General features: G+C 57.0%; 15 protein-coding genes. 9 read left to right on the plus strand and 6 right to left on the minus strand.

What is annotated here, in order from left to right; translation table 11 throughout:
* The first annotated feature begins 89 nt into the window (after positions 1–89).
* The gene (locus tag ACLIBF_RS23110) at positions 90–1,226 is read left to right on the plus strand and encodes an efflux RND transporter periplasmic adaptor subunit (protein ID WP_279810258.1); all 1,137 of its coding nucleotides are present in this window, start codon (positions 90–92) and stop codon (positions 1,224–1,226) included.
* Positions 1,223–4,276, plus strand: a complete 3,054-nt coding sequence (locus ACLIBF_RS23115; protein WP_279810257.1) for an efflux RND transporter permease subunit — start codon at positions 1,223–1,225, stop codon at positions 4,274–4,276. Before ACLIBF_RS23110 ends, ACLIBF_RS23115 begins: the two co-directional genes overlap by 4 nt.
* Positions 4,277–4,328: 52 nt before the next feature.
* On the opposite strand, the gene ACLIBF_RS23120 is transcribed toward ACLIBF_RS23115, so the two are convergent.
* Positions 4,329–4,574 (minus strand): hypothetical protein, encoded by a 246-nt coding sequence (locus tag ACLIBF_RS23120; protein WP_031378213.1) that lies wholly within the window; start codon positions 4,572–4,574, stop codon positions 4,329–4,331.
* Between the two features lie 87 nt (positions 4,575–4,661).
* Entirely contained in the window at positions 4,662–5,552 is an 891-nt protein-coding gene (locus tag ACLIBF_RS23125) for a LysR family transcriptional regulator (protein WP_279810256.1), read from the minus strand.
* A 104-nt stretch (positions 5,553–5,656) separates the two neighbouring features.
* On the opposite strand from ACLIBF_RS23125, the gene budA reads away from it, so the two are divergent.
* The 6 genes from budA to ACLIBF_RS23155 all read left to right on the plus strand — a co-directional run bounded on the left by budA (position 5,657) and on the right by ACLIBF_RS23155 (position 13,262).
* Complete coding sequence (gene budA, locus ACLIBF_RS23130; protein ID WP_031378215.1) at positions 5,657–6,439, plus strand: acetolactate decarboxylase; 783 nt, start codon at positions 5,657–5,659, stop codon at positions 6,437–6,439.
* A 14-nt stretch (positions 6,440–6,453) separates the two neighbouring features.
* A complete protein-coding gene (gene alsS, locus ACLIBF_RS23135; protein WP_046289440.1) occupies positions 6,454–8,133 on the plus strand; it encodes an acetolactate synthase AlsS in 1,680 nt (559 codons plus the stop codon).
* Between the two features lie 23 nt (positions 8,134–8,156).
* Positions 8,157–8,930 carry a (S)-acetoin forming diacetyl reductase gene (locus ACLIBF_RS23140; RefSeq protein WP_031378216.1) on the plus strand — a complete coding sequence of 258 codons (774 nt, stop codon included), beginning with the start codon at positions 8,157–8,159 and terminating at the stop codon, positions 8,928–8,930.
* A 206-nt stretch (positions 8,931–9,136) separates the two neighbouring features.
* Positions 9,137–10,588 (plus strand): flagellin N-terminal helical domain-containing protein, encoded by a 1,452-nt coding sequence (locus ACLIBF_RS23145; protein ID WP_448310780.1) that lies wholly within the window; start codon positions 9,137–9,139, stop codon positions 10,586–10,588.
* Between the two features lie 357 nt (positions 10,589–10,945).
* Entirely contained in the window at positions 10,946–12,259 is a 1,314-nt protein-coding gene (locus tag ACLIBF_RS23150; RefSeq protein ID WP_279810253.1) for a CitMHS family transporter, read from the plus strand.
* A 163-nt stretch (positions 12,260–12,422) separates the two neighbouring features.
* Positions 12,423–13,262: an MBL fold metallo-hydrolase gene (locus tag ACLIBF_RS23155; protein ID WP_279810252.1), complete on the plus strand. Its 840-nt coding sequence runs from the start codon at positions 12,423–12,425 to the stop codon at positions 13,260–13,262.
* Between the two features lie 152 nt (positions 13,263–13,414).
* Here ACLIBF_RS23155 and ACLIBF_RS23160 read toward each other — a convergent pair whose 3' ends face one another.
* Positions 13,415–13,705, minus strand: a complete 291-nt coding sequence (locus ACLIBF_RS23160; RefSeq protein ID WP_031378219.1) for a hypothetical protein — start codon at positions 13,703–13,705, stop codon at positions 13,415–13,417.
* A gap of 152 nt (positions 13,706–13,857) precedes the next feature.
* On the minus strand, positions 13,858–14,433 hold the full coding sequence (locus ACLIBF_RS23165; protein ID WP_448310781.1) for a hypothetical protein: 576 nt from the start codon (positions 14,431–14,433) through the stop codon (positions 13,858–13,860).
* 598 nt (positions 14,434–15,031) lie between these two features.
* Between ACLIBF_RS23165 and ACLIBF_RS23170 the strand changes: the two genes are divergently transcribed.
* Positions 15,032–15,325 (plus strand): hypothetical protein, encoded by a 294-nt coding sequence (locus ACLIBF_RS23170; protein WP_279810250.1) that lies wholly within the window; start codon positions 15,032–15,034, stop codon positions 15,323–15,325.
* 105 nt (positions 15,326–15,430) lie between these two features.
* Here the strand turns inward: ACLIBF_RS23170 and ACLIBF_RS23175 are convergent, their stop codons facing one another.
* Both ACLIBF_RS23175 and vapB read right to left on the minus strand, forming a co-directional pair.
* Positions 15,431–15,847 (minus strand): type II toxin-antitoxin system VapC family toxin, encoded by a 417-nt coding sequence (locus ACLIBF_RS23175; protein WP_031378188.1) that lies wholly within the window; start codon positions 15,845–15,847, stop codon positions 15,431–15,433.
* Positions 15,844–16,074 (minus strand): type II toxin-antitoxin system VapB family antitoxin, encoded by a 231-nt coding sequence (vapB, locus tag ACLIBF_RS23180; RefSeq protein WP_031378187.1) that lies wholly within the window; start codon positions 16,072–16,074, stop codon positions 15,844–15,846. The genes ACLIBF_RS23175 and vapB overlap by 4 nt, the downstream gene beginning before the upstream one ends.
* Positions 16,075–16,239: the final 165 nt, after the last annotated feature.

The following is a 16,239-nucleotide window of genomic DNA, read 5'->3' on the forward strand; positions in this document are numbered from 1 at the left end:
GCGCAACTTGACCGTTTCTTGACGGATCATCGAAGGATTCTGGACACAAGCCGGGTTCAATGAGCACAACTCATTACAGGAACCCGGTTATGACAGACTTACTTCCGGATGCTGCCCGACAGCTGTGGCGTCATCTGCTCAATGTTCACATCTTTGCCCCGATAGTGTTGGTGTTGCTGGGCGTACTGATCATCACCGGCTGCCGTGATGATAATTCCGCCCCGCCCGCTGCCCCGCTGCGGCCGGTTAACACCGTGGTTGCGCCGCCCTTCAGCAATGATGCCTCTGCCTCCCTGACCGGTGAGATCCACGCCCATCAGGAGGTGGCGCTGGCCTTCCGGCTCGACGGCCGCGTTATCCGCCGGACGGTCGAATTGGGTGACACCGTCACAGCCGGTCAGCCGCTGGCCATGCTTGAGGACAACCCGGCGCAAAACCAGTTGAGCAGCGCCCGGGCCGATCTGGACAGCGCCCGCGCCGCCGAACGTGTTGCCGCCCTCAATCTGCACCGGATGCGGTTGCTGATGCCAGGCGGTGCTATCGCCCGCAGCCAGCTGGACAGCGCGCAGGCGGACTTTCAGAGCGCCCAATCCCGTCGCCTCAGCAGTGAAGCAGCGCTGAAAAATGCCGGAGATCAGCTCAGCTGGACCCAGCTCAGGGCACCAGCCGCTGGCCGGATCACGGCCGTCAACGTTCAGCCAGGTCAGGTCGTCAGCGCCGGGCAAAGCGTGATGACGCTGGCGGCGGGCGACGCCCGCGATGCGGTGTTTGATCTGTCAGAGCCGGGTCTGCTGCGGCCTGACGACGCCACGCCGCTGAAGGTGACGCTGCTTGCCGACCCGCAGGTGCAGGTCAGCGGCCGGGTGCGTGACATCAGTCCGCAGGCCGATCCGCAGACCCGGACCTGGCGACTGCGGCTCAACCTGACTGACCCACCGCCCGCGATGGCGCTGGGTGCCACGGTGATGGTCAACCTGCCCGATGGTCAGCCGCCGGTGATCGCCTTACCCGCCAGCGCCCTGACCCGCGCCGGTGAAAAGCCGGCGCTGCTGGTGGTGGATCGCCCGACCCGGCGGTTGCAGCTGCGTCCGGTGGTACTGGCCCGCTTCACGGCGGATCAGATTTTCATCAGCGGCGGGATCGTGCCGGGTGAGCAGGTAGTGACCGCCGGCGTCAGTACGCTGCAGCCGGGCGAACAGGTCGCGTTACAGCAGGAGCAGCCATGAAAGCGCACGCCTCTTCATCCGGCTTTAACCTGTCAGGCTGGGCGCTGGCACATCAGCAGCTGGTGATCTTTTTCATGCTGCTGGTGATGGCGGCAGGCGTTCTGAGCTATGAGCACCTGTCGCGTAACGAAGATCCGGCATTTACCATCAAAACGGCGGTGATCTCCGCCCAATGGCCGGGCGCGGACGTGGACACTACCGTGCAGCTGGTCACCGACGTGCTGGAAAAAAAGGTGCAGGAGATCCCGTCACTGGACGCGGTTGAGAGCGAAACCCGGGCCGGGCAGACGGTGATTTATGTCAATCTGCGCGATGACACCTCACCTGCCGCGGTAGCAGGCATCTGGTATCAGCTGCGTAAAAAAATGCAGGATATCGCGCCTTCGCTGCCGCAGGGCGTACAGGGGCCTGCCGTCAACGATGAATTTGATGACACCTTCGGCACCATTTATGGTTTTACCGCCGAAGGCTTCACCTCGCGGGAGCTGCGCGATCGGGTCGATAATCTGCGGCGCAGTCTGGCCGATCTGCCGGACATCGGCAAAACCCGCTTACTCGGAGTACAGGAGCAGCAGGTGGTGATTGCCTTTTCTCCGCGCCGGCTGGATGGGATGGGGCTGGATTTACAACAGGTCAGCGATGCGCTCAGGTCGCAAAATGACGTAGTGCCTGCCGGCAGCCTGCGTACCGATCGCGAAAACATCGCGCTGCGGGTGAGCGGGACTCTGACCTCGGTCGCCAGCCTGCAGGCGGTGACGCTGCATATCGGCCAGCGTTTTATTCCGCTGACCGATCTGGCGACCATCAGCCTGCAATCCGCCGAGCCGCCAGCGCCAGAATTTCGGGTTAACGGCGTACCGGCCATCGGACTGGCTATTTCCATGGCCGCGACCGGCAATATGCTCGACTTTGGCCAGCAGCTGGATCGGCGGATGACCCGATTAGCCAGTCAGCTACCGCACGGCATTACCCTGACCCGGGTGGCCGATCAGTCTGCGGTGGTCAAAACGGCGGTCAGCGGCTTTGTCCGGGTGCTGGGTGAGGCGATTGTGATTGTGCTGGCCGTCTCGTTTGTGTCACTGGGGCTGCGGGCCGGTCTGGTGGTGGCCGCAGCGATCCCGCTGGTGCTGGCGATGACTTTCACCGGCATGCTGCTGGCAGGGATCGGGCTGCAACGCATTTCGCTCGGTGCGCTGATCATCGCGCTGGGACTGCTGGTGGATGACGCCATGATTACCGTGGAAGCGATGGTCGCGCGGCTGGAAGCGGGCGACAGCAAATGGCAGGCCGCCACCTATGCATTTAAAACCACCGCCTTCCCGATGCTGACCGGTACGCTGGTGATGATAGCCGGCTTCATTCCGGTCGGATTCGCCGCCTCCAGCGCAGGCGAATATTGCTACTCGCTGTTTGTGGTGATCGCCCTGGCCCTGCTCTGCTCGTGGGTGGTCGCCATTCTGTTTTCACCGCTGACCGGTAGCTGGCTGCTGTCAGTGGGCAGCATCAAGGCACACCGGCCGCCGGGTATCCTGATGCGTGCCTACCACCGGCTGCTGGCGGCGATCCTGCAGCGACGGTTCATTACCCTCGGCGCAGCGCTGGCGGTATTAGCCGTCAGCCTTTACGCCACCACGTTTATGCAGGGTGAATTTTTCCCCTCCTCCGATCGCCCCGAACTGCTGGTCAGCCTGACGCTACCCGCCAATGCCGCCCAGGCCGAAACCGCGCGCCGCACTGAACGGCTGGAACAGAGCCTCCATAACGACCCTGACGTCGCCAATTTTACCAGCTACATCGGATCCGGTGCGGTGCGCTTTTATCTGCCGATGGATGTGCTGCTGGATAATGAAAATACCGCCCAGCTGGTGGTGGTGGCGAAAGATCTGGCGGCACGCGATCGGCTGCGCAGGCGGCTCGAAAGACGACTGGCAAACAGCTTCGGCGACATCACCACCCGGGTCTCGCCGCTCGAACTTGGTCCGCCGGTCGGCTGGCCGCTCAAATACCGCATTACCGGTACGGATAATGCCCGGGTGCGTCAGGCTGCTGATCAGCTGGCGGCCGTGATTGCCCGCTCGCCGCTCACCCGTGAGGTCAATCTCACCGCCGGCGAACCGGAACGGGCGATCACCCTGGCGGTCAATCAGACCGCGGCCCGCGCGGTCGGGGTCTCATCCGACAGCATTGCCCGCACGCTGAATACCGTGATGTCCGGCAGCGTGGTCACCACGCTGCGCGACCGCAACCGGTTAATCGATGTAGTGCTGCGCGGCAATGATGCCGGTCGGCAGGATACGGCGGTGCTGGCCGGTCTGATGCTCACCACCGCCAGCGGGCAGAAAATTCCGCTGAGTCAGGTGGCAACTCTGCAGTGGGGCGTCGACGATCCGGTGATCTGGCGACGCCAGCGGCTGGCTTACATTACCGTGCAGACCGATATCGCTCCGGGCCAGCGCGCTGAAACGGTGTCAGCGCAACTCGCACCACAGATCGACGCGCTGCGTGCCACCCTGCCCGCCGGATACGGTATTGAGGAAGGTGGCGTGGTGGCGGAATCGGACAAAGGTAACGGTTCGGTGTTCGCGCTGCTGCCGGTGACGATCTGCGCCATGCTGGTGCTGCTGATGATCCAGCTTCAGCGCTTTTCCAGCATGCTGCTGGCACTCTGCATGGCACCGTTTGGCCTGCCGGGCATCGTGTTAGCCATGTTGCCGGCGGCTACCCCGCTGGGGTTTGTGGCCCTGCTCGGGATTATCGCGCTGGCCGGTATTATCATCCGCAATGCGGTGATCATGATCAGTGAAGTGGACGCCAATACCCGCGCCGGACTGGCGGCTGATGAGGCGATCCGGCAGGCGGCACACCATCGCGTCCGGCCAATTCTGCTGACCGCCTGTGCCGCGATCCTTGGCATGATCCCCATTTCGCATCAGGTTTTCTGGGGACCGATGGCGTTCGCGATTATTGGCGGACTGGTAAGCGGCACGCTGGTCACGCTGACGGTGCTGCCCGCCGCGCTGAGCCTGTTAATGAACAGAAAACCGGGCTGATTCAGTCAGGAACGCCGATCCCGCCACGCGACGGCGGGATCGGCCAGCAGGCTTACTTCATCACTTCAACCAGAATCAGCGGGCACTTCCGGACCTTACAGGCCTGGCTGTAGGCTAGTGAGCAGACTGAACAGAGATCGCGGATGTCAGATTGATACTCATACTCCATAAAATAGCGGAACCTGCCGCTGGCGGACGCTGTTCTCCAGAATCGCTGCGGCTCCAGAATCTCATCCAGTTGCCTGAATGTCAGGGCTGACGGGTTGTGAAACCCGACTCTTACGCGGTATGTAGTCATGGCTCGATTATTCGCAACCCGGACCCGCGTAGCCAGTCGGTTATTGTGTTCAGTTCAATAGCCTGCGCTTATCAACGCCGCTTCGCCTCAGGCCGGTAGTTTTTCCGCCAGCATCGACAGCAAATGCAGCACCGCTTTTGACGGATGGTAGCGCCGCCAGGCGAATGCCACGTCGGTGAATAAGGTGTTATTTTCGATTTCGCAGAAGCAGATTTGGGGATTATCAACGCAGCGCATCGACTCCGGCACCAGCGCGATGCCGCATCCGGCACCGACCATTCCCAGTGAAGAGGTTATCTGCGGTGCCTGCTGAAAAGCCTGGCGCGAAAAGCCGGCCCGCAGGCAGGCGCTGACGATCAGTTCATACAGGCTGGGTGCCACCTCGCGCGGGAAGATCACCAGCGTTTCTTGTGCCAGTGCCGACAGCGCCACCGCCGGAGCCTGACTGAGTGGGTGCTGGCGCGGCAGCGCGATCAGCATTTTCTCGGTGGAAATCACCCGCAGGTTAAACGCCTTGCTGCTCTCGCACGGCAGGCGGATAAACGCCGCATCCAGCAAGCCTTCCTGTAAATCCTGCATCAGCAGCGCCATGTTCTCTTCACGCGTCAGCAGCTCCATTGCCGGATAGCGCGCGGTGAACTGACGGATCAGCGCAAATATGCGGGGATTAAACGCCACCGAACTGGCAAACCCCAGCGACATCTGTCCACTGATCCCCCGGGCAATGCCTCGCGCATTTTCCAGCGCATGATCGGCCAGCTGGACAATCTGCTGTGCCTCTTCGAGGAAAGCCTCACCCGCTTCGGTAAGCTCAACGCCGCGCGTCAGCCGCTTCAGCAGCGGCGTCCCGATCTCCTGCTCCAGCCGCAGGATCTGCTGACTCAGCGGCGGCTGTGATATCCCGAGCATTTCAGCAGCCCGGGTGAAGTGAAGCGTCTGGGCGACGGCGACGAAATAACGCAGATGGCGAAGTTCCATATCAAAAACGTCTCAAAGTTAACAGGTTTTGCTATTGGACCCACCGACTGAATCGGTTCAACCTTAGGTTAACACGGCTTAACGGTTAACTGATGAGGCACCAAATGAGCAATTATGTAACTGATTGTTCCTGTGAGGATCAACTAAAGCATACCGTGCGAAAACTGGCACAGGATGCACCAGAAAGCGTTATCTATCAGACCTCACTGATGAGCGCCCTGCTGAGCGGCGTTTACGATGGCAGCACCCGGATTGCCGATCTGCTGCGCAAGGGGGATTTCGGTCTGGGCACCTTTAACCGGCTGGATGGCGAACTGATCGCCTTTGACAGCCAGGTTTATCAGCTGCATTCAGACGGCACGGCGCACCCTGCCGATCCGGAACAAAAAACCCCGTTTGCGGTAATGACTTTTTTCAAACCGCAGCATCTGTACGAATTTGAACGGCCGGTCTCACGTGAAGAGATTCACCGGGTGATCGACAGCGAAATCACTTCTGATAACCAGTTCTGCGCATTGCGGATCAGCGGACGCTTTAGCCGCGTCGAGACCCGCACCGTGCCCTGCCAGTGCCGCCCTTACCGTTCGATGCCGGAAGTGCTTGGCAATCAGCCGACCTTTACCTTCAGCCAGCGCGGCGGCGAGCTGATTGGCTTCCGCACGCCGCAGTATATGCAGGGCATCAACGTAGCGGGCTATCACGAACATTTCATTACTGACGATCGCGAAGGCGGCGGCCACATTCTCGATTATGCGCTGGAAAAAGGCACCCTGACCTTTGGCGCCATCAGCAAGCTGGTGGTTGATTTGCCGCAGGACAGCGATTTTCTTAATGCCAACCTGAATCCCGCCAATCTTGACGCCGCCATTCGTGCAGTTGAAAGCTAAACAGAGGAATGAAGATGAAAAACCCAACCGATAACACACTCTGGACCTGCGGTGCCGACCTGGTGGTGGCGCAACTTGAAGCACAGGGCGTGAGCCACGTGTTCGGTATTCCCGGCGCAAAAATCGATAAAGTTTTCGACTCGCTGCTGGATTCCTCGATTCAGACCATCCCGGTGCGCCATGAAGCCAATGCGGCCTTTATGGCGGCAGCGGTGGGCCGGCTGACCGGCAACGCTGGCGTCGCGCTGGTCACCTCCGGTCCCGGCTGTTCTAACCTGATCACCGGCATGGCAACCGCCACCAGCGAAGGCGATCCGGTGGTGGCGATTGGCGGTGCCGTGAAGCGTTCTGACAGCGCCAAGCAGGTGCACCAGAGCATGGACACCGTTTCGATGTTTCGTCCGGTCACCAAATATGCGGTTGAGGTAACCGACCCGGCCGCGCTGTCTGAATGTCTGTCGAATGCGTTTCGCCACGCCGAACATGGCCGCGGCGGCGGTGCGTTCATCAGCCTGCCACAGGATATCGTTGATCAGCCGGTCACCGGTAAGGCGCTCAGCAGCAAAGGCCGCCCGGTGCTCGGCGCAGCGCCTGATGCGATGATCGACACCGTCGGCCAGGCCATTGCCGCGGCGAAAAACCCGGTGATCCTGCTGGGCCTGATGGCGAGCCAGCCAGAAAACAGCGAGGCGATTCACCATCTGCTAAACAGCAGCCATATTCCGGTCACCAGCACCTATCAGGCGGCAGGCGCGGTCAGACAGGAACATTTCTCCCGCTTTGCCGGACGCGTCGGATTGTTCAACAACCAGGCGGGCGACCGGCTGCTGCAACAGGCCGATCTGATTATCACCATCGGTTACAGCCCGGTGGAATATGAACCGGCAATGTGGAACACCGGCAACGCCACCCTGATCCATATTGACGTGATGCCCGCCGAAACCGACAACCGCTATCTGCCGGACGCCGAGCTGGTCGGGGATATCGCTGCCACATTGCGCAAACTGGCAAGCCGGATTACGGCACCGCTTCAGCTCAGCCCGGAAGCGGCCAGCGTGCTGGAAGATCGGCAACATCAGCGCAAATTACTGGCGATGCAGGGTGCCAGCCTTAATCAGTTTGCTCTGCACCCGTTACGCATCGTGCGCGCCATGCAGGACATCATTAACAGTGACGTCAGCCTGACCGTCGATATGGGCAGCTTCCACATCTGGATCGCCCGCTATCTCTACAGCTTCCGCGCCCGCCAGATCATGATCTCCAACGGTCAGCAGACCATGGGCGTGGCGCTGCCGTGGGCGATTGGTGCCTGGCTGGTCGACCCGCAGCGCAAAGTGGTGTCGGTATCGGGCGACGGCGGTTTCCTGCAGTCCAGCATGGAGCTGGAAACCGCGGTACGGCTGCAAGCCAATATTCTGCACATTGTCTGGGTCGACAACGCCTACAACATGGTGGCGATGCAGGAACAGAAAAAATACCAGCGCGTCTCTGGGGTGAATTTTGGCCCGATCGATTTCAAAGTCTACGCCGAAGCGTTTGGTGCCGCCGGTTTTGCAGTCAACAGTGCGGCAGAACTTGAACCGACCCTGCGTAAGGCGATGGATGTTCAGGGCCCTGCCGTGGTGGCGGTACCGGTCGATTATGCCGACAACCCTCTGCTGATGGGCCAGCTGCATCTGAGCCAGCTTCTTTAATTTCAACCTGAAAGGATATGATGATGAAAACCAACGTAGCGTTTGTTACCGGTGCAGGACAGGGAATTGGTGAAGCTATCGCCCTGCGGCTGGCCCGGGACGGTTTTGCCGTGGCCGTGGCCGATTTCAATCCTGACACTGCCCACCAGGTGGCAGAAAAGATCATTCAGAGTGGCGGTAAAGCGGTGGCGCTGAAAGTTGATGTCTCCCAGCGTGATCAGGTGATGCATGCGGTTGAGGAGGCTCGTCAGGCGCTGGGCGGCTTCGATGTCATCGTCAATAATGCCGGCATCGCGCCCTCCACACCGATCGCCGGGATCACCGAAGAGGTGGTGGATAAAGTCTACAACGTCAACGTGAAAGGGGTGATCTGGGGCATGCAGGCCGCCATCAAGGCGTTCGCCGCGGAAGGACACGGCGGTAAAATCATCAACGCCTGTTCACAGGCTGGTCATGTCGGTAACCCGGAACTGGCCGTTTACAGCTCCAGTAAGTTCGCGGTACGGGGCCTGACCCAGACAGCGGCCCGAGACCTGGCTCCGTCAGGCATCACGGTTAACGCCTACTGCCCTGGCATTGTCAGAACACCGATGTGGGATGAGATTGACCGGCAGATCTCCGATGCGGCCGGTCAGCCCGCCGGTTATGGCACCCGTGAGTTTGCCAAACGCATCACCCTTGGACGCCTCTCCGAGCCGGAAGATGTGGCGGCCTGTGTCGCCTACCTCGCCGGTCCCGACTCCGATTACATGACCGGACAGGCGTTACTGATTGACGGCGGCATGGTGTTTAACTGATTGCCGCATCGCCCTCCCCTGCTGCGCCCGCGCGTAGCAGGCTTTCCCCTTGCTGAATCGTTAAATTTTTTTATCAAAAAAGCCCACTGCCTTCAGCCACTTGCCCGTACGACCGCTATAACAGCCACAATATGCGTCTTCGCAGGTTAAAGCTGCTAATCGTCATGCCGATAAAACACAGACCCTACTCCCTGTTCGAAGCGACTATGTTAACGATCAACCATAACGAAACCGCCGCATTTACGAACAATATGCGGTACAGCACTGAGTCAGTTCTGGGAAGAACGATTGAACGGTTATCATCAGGGATGCGGATAAACAGTGCCAAAGACGATGCAGCGGGCCAGGCGATTGCCAACCGCATGACGGCCAACATTGGCGCCGATAGTGTGGTCGCCCGCGGCCTGAACGATGCCATTAGCTATGCCCAGACGGCAGGCGGTGGCCTGGGCAGCATAGCGGACCTGTTGATTCGGGCTAAAACGCTCTCTATCCAGGCCGCGACCGGTACGCTGTCGGATGCCGACCGCCAGAGCGTCAACGGCGAATACCAGCAGATTCTGGCCGGCATTAACGAGATTGCCGACCAGACGGAGATTTTCGGTAAATACCCGTTAGCCACTAACGATCCGGACCTGCCGCCAGCGCTGCTCGGCAACGTCCAGCCGATCAACACTAAATTCCCGGTTGCGGGAAAGAGCTATTCGTTTACTTCCGGGGTGATCCCGCTGGCCTATATCCCGGCCGGCTCGACCGCCATCACCATCTCCATTGACTCACTGGGTCAGGATGATGATCTGCAGCTGTTTACCCGCGACGGTAAGCATCTGGCCGGCACCCCGATTGACGGCAGCGCGCCCGATTATACCTGGATGAGTAAAGGCATCACCGATGACGCCACCGCGCAGTCTCGCCTGCTGACCAGTAACAACGGCTTCGCCAGCGGCGCGGCCTATGACGGTTCGCAGCTGCTGGAAGGCGGAGCCAGCTGGTCGCTGGCTGGCAGTAACAGTGGCAACTATAACGGGATGAATATCACCTACAGTGGTGACGGCGATCGCTATGAAGATGTCGCCAGCGGCGATTTCAACAACGGCACCAATACCGGCACCCGGCTGGAGCGCATTACGCTGGATACCGTCAGCGAAGATCTGATTGTGGTGGTGGTCGGCAATGGTTCATTCACCAGTAACCTGACCTGGGGAAATCTGCCTGAGCCAAAAGCGAGTCCGGTTACGCCGCCGCATCAGAGCGAGCCATTAGAAGTGATCATCAGCGCCGACTTCGGTCAGCCGATACAGTCTGATCATATTCCGGCTACGCCGTCGGATACCAAAGCGCTCGGGCTGAATAACACTACTCTGCTGACACCGGGTGATATCAGCAGCACCATGCACGCGCTGGATAGCGCACTGGACAAAGTCAGCCGCTATCAGTCGACCTATGGCGCGAAAATAAATCGCTATGAGTCCAACCGCACGGTGCTGTCTCAGCAGAGCGTGGATACCTCGACGGCCCGCAGCCGGATTCAGGATGCTGACTATGCAGAGGAAGCCAGCCAGCTGGCGCGCAGTCAGATCCTTCAGCAGGGCCAGAATGCGGTCATGAAAATGGCGAATAAGTCGCCTGAATTGATCATGCAATTGTTAGGCAGTTAACGTCGTTACTCTCCACCTGATAGCTGAGCTTTCCGGCTCAGCTATGCTGCCGTTCCCTCTCCCGTCATCCAGACACTCACCCGTTGCTTTGCGCCTTCTCTGGCCCTGAAAAGCCGGTAAATCGTGCGCCTCAGTTGATCGCAATCACACAATCTCGTTTAACAACCGTTTAATAACGATCGGGATCACTCTTTTTTGTTAAATAAATGCTAAATCCTGATAACTAATTATTATCATCTTTAGGTGCATGGTTAATTAAAACAACAGGTTAACCATTAATGCGCTAAGTATAACGTGAGTTTTTATCGCACTACGTAACTTTTCTATTACTTTTTAGCCATGACGAGGGCCATTAATTTGCTGACCATACTGGGATTTTCGATGGTTGTTTGCTTCATGTATCTGATCATGACCAAACGCATGTCAGCCTTGATTGCGCTGATCCTGATCCCGACCCTGTTTGCGCTGATTGGCGGCTTTTATCAGGGCCTGGGCACCATGATGCTGGACGGTGTCAAAACGCTGGCCCCGACCGGCGTGATGCTCACTTTCTCTATTCTCTATTTCGGGCTGATGATTGATGCCGGCCTGTTCGATCCGCTGGTACGCTTTATCCTGAAAATCGTGCGCGGCGATCCGCTCAAGGTGCTGGTCGGTACCGCGGTGCTGACCTTACTGGTCTCACTGGATGGCGACAGCTCCACCACCTACATGATCGCTATCGCCGCCTTCTTACCGCTCTATCAGCGGCTTGGCATGAACGTGCTGGCGATGACCTGCCTGGTCAACCTGGCCAGCGGTATTATGAACCTTTCGCCGTGGGGCGGACCGACGGCGCGCGCCGCAGCCGCACTGCGCATTGATGCGCTCGATATCTTCATTCCGATGCTGCCCGCGATGTTGATGGCCTGCATGAGTCTGGTGGCGATGGCGGTGCTGTTTGGCCTGCGTGAACGTAAGCGTTTAGGCGTGATGACCCTGAAAGATCACCATCTGAATAATATCGAACTGGGGCTGGGAGATGCCGAAGAGTGTGCCGCTAATCGCCGACCGAAAATGTTCTGGCCTAATTTCATCCTGACCACCGTGCTGCTGGTGCTGCTGGTGATTGGATTGATGCCGATCCAGATCCTGTTCATGCTGGCATTTGCGGTTGCGGTGATGCTCAACTATCCGTCGCTGGAAGAGCAGAAAGCGCGTATTGGTGCCCATGCCGGTAACGTGCTGGCAGTCACCGCGCTGATTTTTGCCGCTGGCGTGTTCACCGGCATTCTCTCCGGCACCGGCATGGTCGATGCGATGGCGAAGAGCCTGCTGGCGGTGATCCCGCACAGCTTCGGGCCTTATCTGGCGCTATTCACTGCGCTGGTCAGCCTGCCCTTCACCTTCTTCATGTCCAATGACGCGTTCTACTTCGGTATCCTGCCGGTTATCGCCCAGACCGCCGCCAGTTACGGCATTTCGGCAGAAGAAATCGCCCGCGCGTCGATTGTCGGACAGCCGTTCCACCTGCTCAGTCCGCTGGTGCCGTCGGTCTACCTGCTGGTCGGACTGGCGAAAGTTGATATCGGCGATCACCAGCGCTTTGCGATTAAGTGGGGGATTCTGGTCAGCCTGGTGCTGATAGCTGGCGGTCTCCTGACCGGCGCATTCCCGCTGTTCCACCGCTAAATCACAGATTTCTGGCGGATAACCGGCAATTTTGCCCGGTTATCCGCTGCACCGCTCCGCCTACTGCGTCATCCCTTTCTACACTCTAAAGCCAGACAGACGTGCCACGCGCCAGGCTGGCCGGGCCGCGTCGTATCTTGTGTATTGACCTTATGGAGGCCAGATGAAAATTCACCACCTCAACTGTGGCTGTATGTGCCCGCTGGGCGGCGCGCTCTATGACGGATTCAGCAAAGGCCTGACGGCCCAACTGGTGTGCCACTGTCTGCTGATTGAGACCGACCGCGAAGGTCTGGTGCTGGTCGATACCGGGTTTGGCCGTCAGGATATGCGGGCACCCGGCAGCCGCTTGTCCGGTTTTTTCCGCGCCATGAATAACATTCAGCGCCGCGATGAGCTGACCGCGCTGGCACAGATTACCGCGCTGGGTTTCAGGGCTGAGGATGTGCGCCACATTATTCTGACCCATCTCGATTTTGATCACGCTGGCGGCTTAACGGACTTCCCGCAGGCGCGCATTCATCTGCTTCAGCAAGAGGTTGATACTGCTCATCAGCGGCATAGCTGGCTGTCGCGTGAGCGCTATCGTCCCGGCCAGTGGGGCGGGATCAGCAACTGGGAAACCTATCAGCCGCAGGGGGAAAAGTGGTTTGGCTTTGAGGCAGTGCACGGATTGCGCGATCTGCCGCCGGAAATTTTGCTGGTGCCGCTGGCGGGACATACGCCTGGCCATGCCGGTATCGCGATTCAGCAACCCGATGGCTGGCTGTTGCACGGCGGTGACGCCTGGTTTTATCGCGATGAAATGCGCCAGCCGATGCGCCACTGCGCGCCGGGACTGCGTTTTTACCAGTGGATGATGGCGATGGATAACGCGGCACGCCGGCATAATCAGCAGCGGCTGCGCGAACTTTCCTGCCAGCGTGGTGGCGAGATCACCTTTTTCTGCAGTCACGATGCGCGCGAACTGGACGCGTTGCGGGTTAACGCCCCGCTGCGCTAAGAGCATTAAACTGCCGAAGTAGTGGATACTCCCAATGATTAAGCAAGACACCAGGATTACCAGCAAACTCTCCATCTGATCCGTGATGAGAAAGCAGGCTGGTGTAATGATAAAAACGCCATCCGTAAAGATGGCGTTTATGCAGCAATGATTTACTCGATACCGTATTTTTTCTCGGTCACGAAAGCCGGGGCTTTCCAGTCAGGGCCTTTCCGACATCCAGAACCATAAGATCGGTCAGAGAAAACTTGCCCACTTATCTCAAGTTTTTTTATCTCATGAATTAATTTAATATTATACGACCCATACTTTTCGGCAGCATTATGCCTGCCAAAAAAACGATCTATAGATGGATACGCCATGCCGTTTTCTCCACGACTAACCAAAAACAAAATAACATCCGCCATATCCTCATTTTTGACCATCGTGTCAAAATCAATCATTTTAATACCTCAATATTTATTCTGTGAATTTAAGGATTCAGGCACATACAACAGCTTTTCATCAGAACTCAACTTGAAATCTTCTAACGTCGCCGTGTGGGTGTTGTTCCAGACTTCATAGCAATTTTCAGGAACCGTAACATCTGCAATACCTAAGCTAAGGCCACTTTTTCATGACGCTTTTGGCGGACAAAATGAATAATTCCGAGTTCGTTTTTTGCTTCCCAGGATTTGTTCCGGGCTGCAGTAATCCTCCTGCCTGCCTGTGTGCTGTTTGCCAGGTTGGCATTATCGTCAATAATTTTCTTTAAGACTGCTATACGTGTGTCTGAAATATCGGCCTGGTAAGTGTCACTGATACTGCTGTTAGCTTGCGCTATTATATCTTTACTATTACTGGTATTTCTCAGGTCTGCCGGGACAGGCCCTAACTCGACCCAGGCAGGCGAAATATCTCCGTTAACTTCCACTATGGCAACTTTACTCAGCCCATACATTATGTTCTCTTCGATAAAATAAGATATAAACTCAACGGGCTGTAGGCCTGATGATCTCGCCATTTTATCTCCGATAGAGCGCAGGCTTGCTGAATTAATATTCCCCGACGTATTCCCTCCACCAGAATGGGTATTACCAGAACCACCACTATTTCCGCGTGGACTTTGTGAGCCAGGATCAGATGTAGATCCGCTAACCGTCATCGAACCCTTGTCGTTGCTGTTACTCATCTTACTTTACCTCTTCCTTATGGTTGATAAGAGCATTAAATCCATAGAGCATCGACTGAATATATATCAGTTATTACTCCTATGCCGGGTATTCTGAAGCACAGCAGGGCCTCTCCTGAAAATCGTCACAAAGAATAGTTCCCCTCGCCGGAAATTATTAACCTTCACTAATTGTCGAAGGAACCTTCATATTAACCACTATAGCCCTTCACTGATTAATAATCACAGATGATATGCCATTACCCTTTAATCATAGCCGTTCACACTTTGTCTATTTGCGATCGTCATTCCGTTATTTATTCTGATCGTTATGTTCACCTTAAAAATCCATCCATTTAATAAACAACATCGCCAATAAGTTGCTATTTTAGTGATTCATGGGGTTTAATTGTATATTTGATGTTAAATCTTACTTGTTTTAAATAAATAAAAAGGGGGCAGGCTGATAGCTGTACTAAACGCGTTTTGCGGTAGCGACTGAGACAGACAGGTAATCCAGGCCCGCTGAAGGCCGATAAAAAACTCAATGCGTAGCAGCGCCATGATTAGCCTGATTACTCAGTAAGAGATTACGAACGTTGTAGGAATAATGCTGAATATGATGAACCAAAGCGCAGTCGGAAATGCTATAGCGATTCAGCAACCCGATGGCTGGCTGTTGCACGGCGGTGACGCCTGGTTTTATCGCGATGAAATGCGCCAGCCGATGCGCCACTGCACGCCGGGGCTGCGTTTTTACCAGTGGATGATGGCGATGGATAACGCGGCACGCCGGCATAATCAGCAGCGGCTGCGCGAACTTTCCTGCCAGCGTGGCGGCGAGATCACCTTTTTCTGCAGTCACGATGCGCGCGAACTGGACGCGTTGCGGGTTAACGCTCCGCTGCGCTAAGAGCAAACCAATTATTGTATTGATCAGGTTGGCCAGCAGACTGAGCCGGATAAAGCCCGCTATTTATCCACGGAGCGATTAAATAGCGGGCTGGAAAACCCATGCTTACTTCACCCAGTCTTCGAACACCAGGCCCGGTACCCGCTCAAACTCCCTGACATTATTGGTCACCAGAATGGCCCCTGTCGCAATCGCGTGTCCGGCAATGGCGGTATCGTTAGGGCCGATTGGCGTTCCGGCCGAAGCCAGTGCCGCTTTAATTTCCGCAGTGGCGTCCACCGCTGCCCGATCCCACGGCAGGATTGCATCAAGGCGGGCGCAGAAGGCATCAACCAGCTTTCCATGGCGCGGAGAAGCGTTTTTCCCGATCGCCCCGAAACGCATTTCGGCATAGGTAATCGCCGATACCACGATACGATGATTACGCAGCACCGCCTGCTCCAGACGTCTGATCACCGCTTCCGGCTGCTCGCGCATAATGAACGAACAGATGCAGGTGTCCAGCATGTAAGTCTTACTCATAAGTCAACGCGGCCTTCATCACTGATAACGTCTTCACGCTCTGTCATAAAGTCAGGGTCCGCTTTCTCTTCCTGAATAAATGAGCCCCATGTTGGACGTACCGGGCGAAGAATGATGCTGTCGCCTTCACGGATGATCTCCAGTTCGCTCACCCCCTCAAAGTCCATATCACGCGGCAAACGGATGGCGCGATTATTGCCATTTTTAAATACTGATACGGTTCGCATGATTTTTCTCCCATAGAGTAAATGCTGTACAAAGCGGGTGCATCAATACCAGCAAGCACCCCAAGCATATGCCAAGTATATGCAGATGCAAAGCATATGTATAGCTGGCACACCTGCAGATTGCAGACACCACCGGAACGCTTTATTGGTAAGGGAAGAGTGGGC

It is taken from the genome of Pantoea sp. PGP6 (assembly GCF_053474785.1).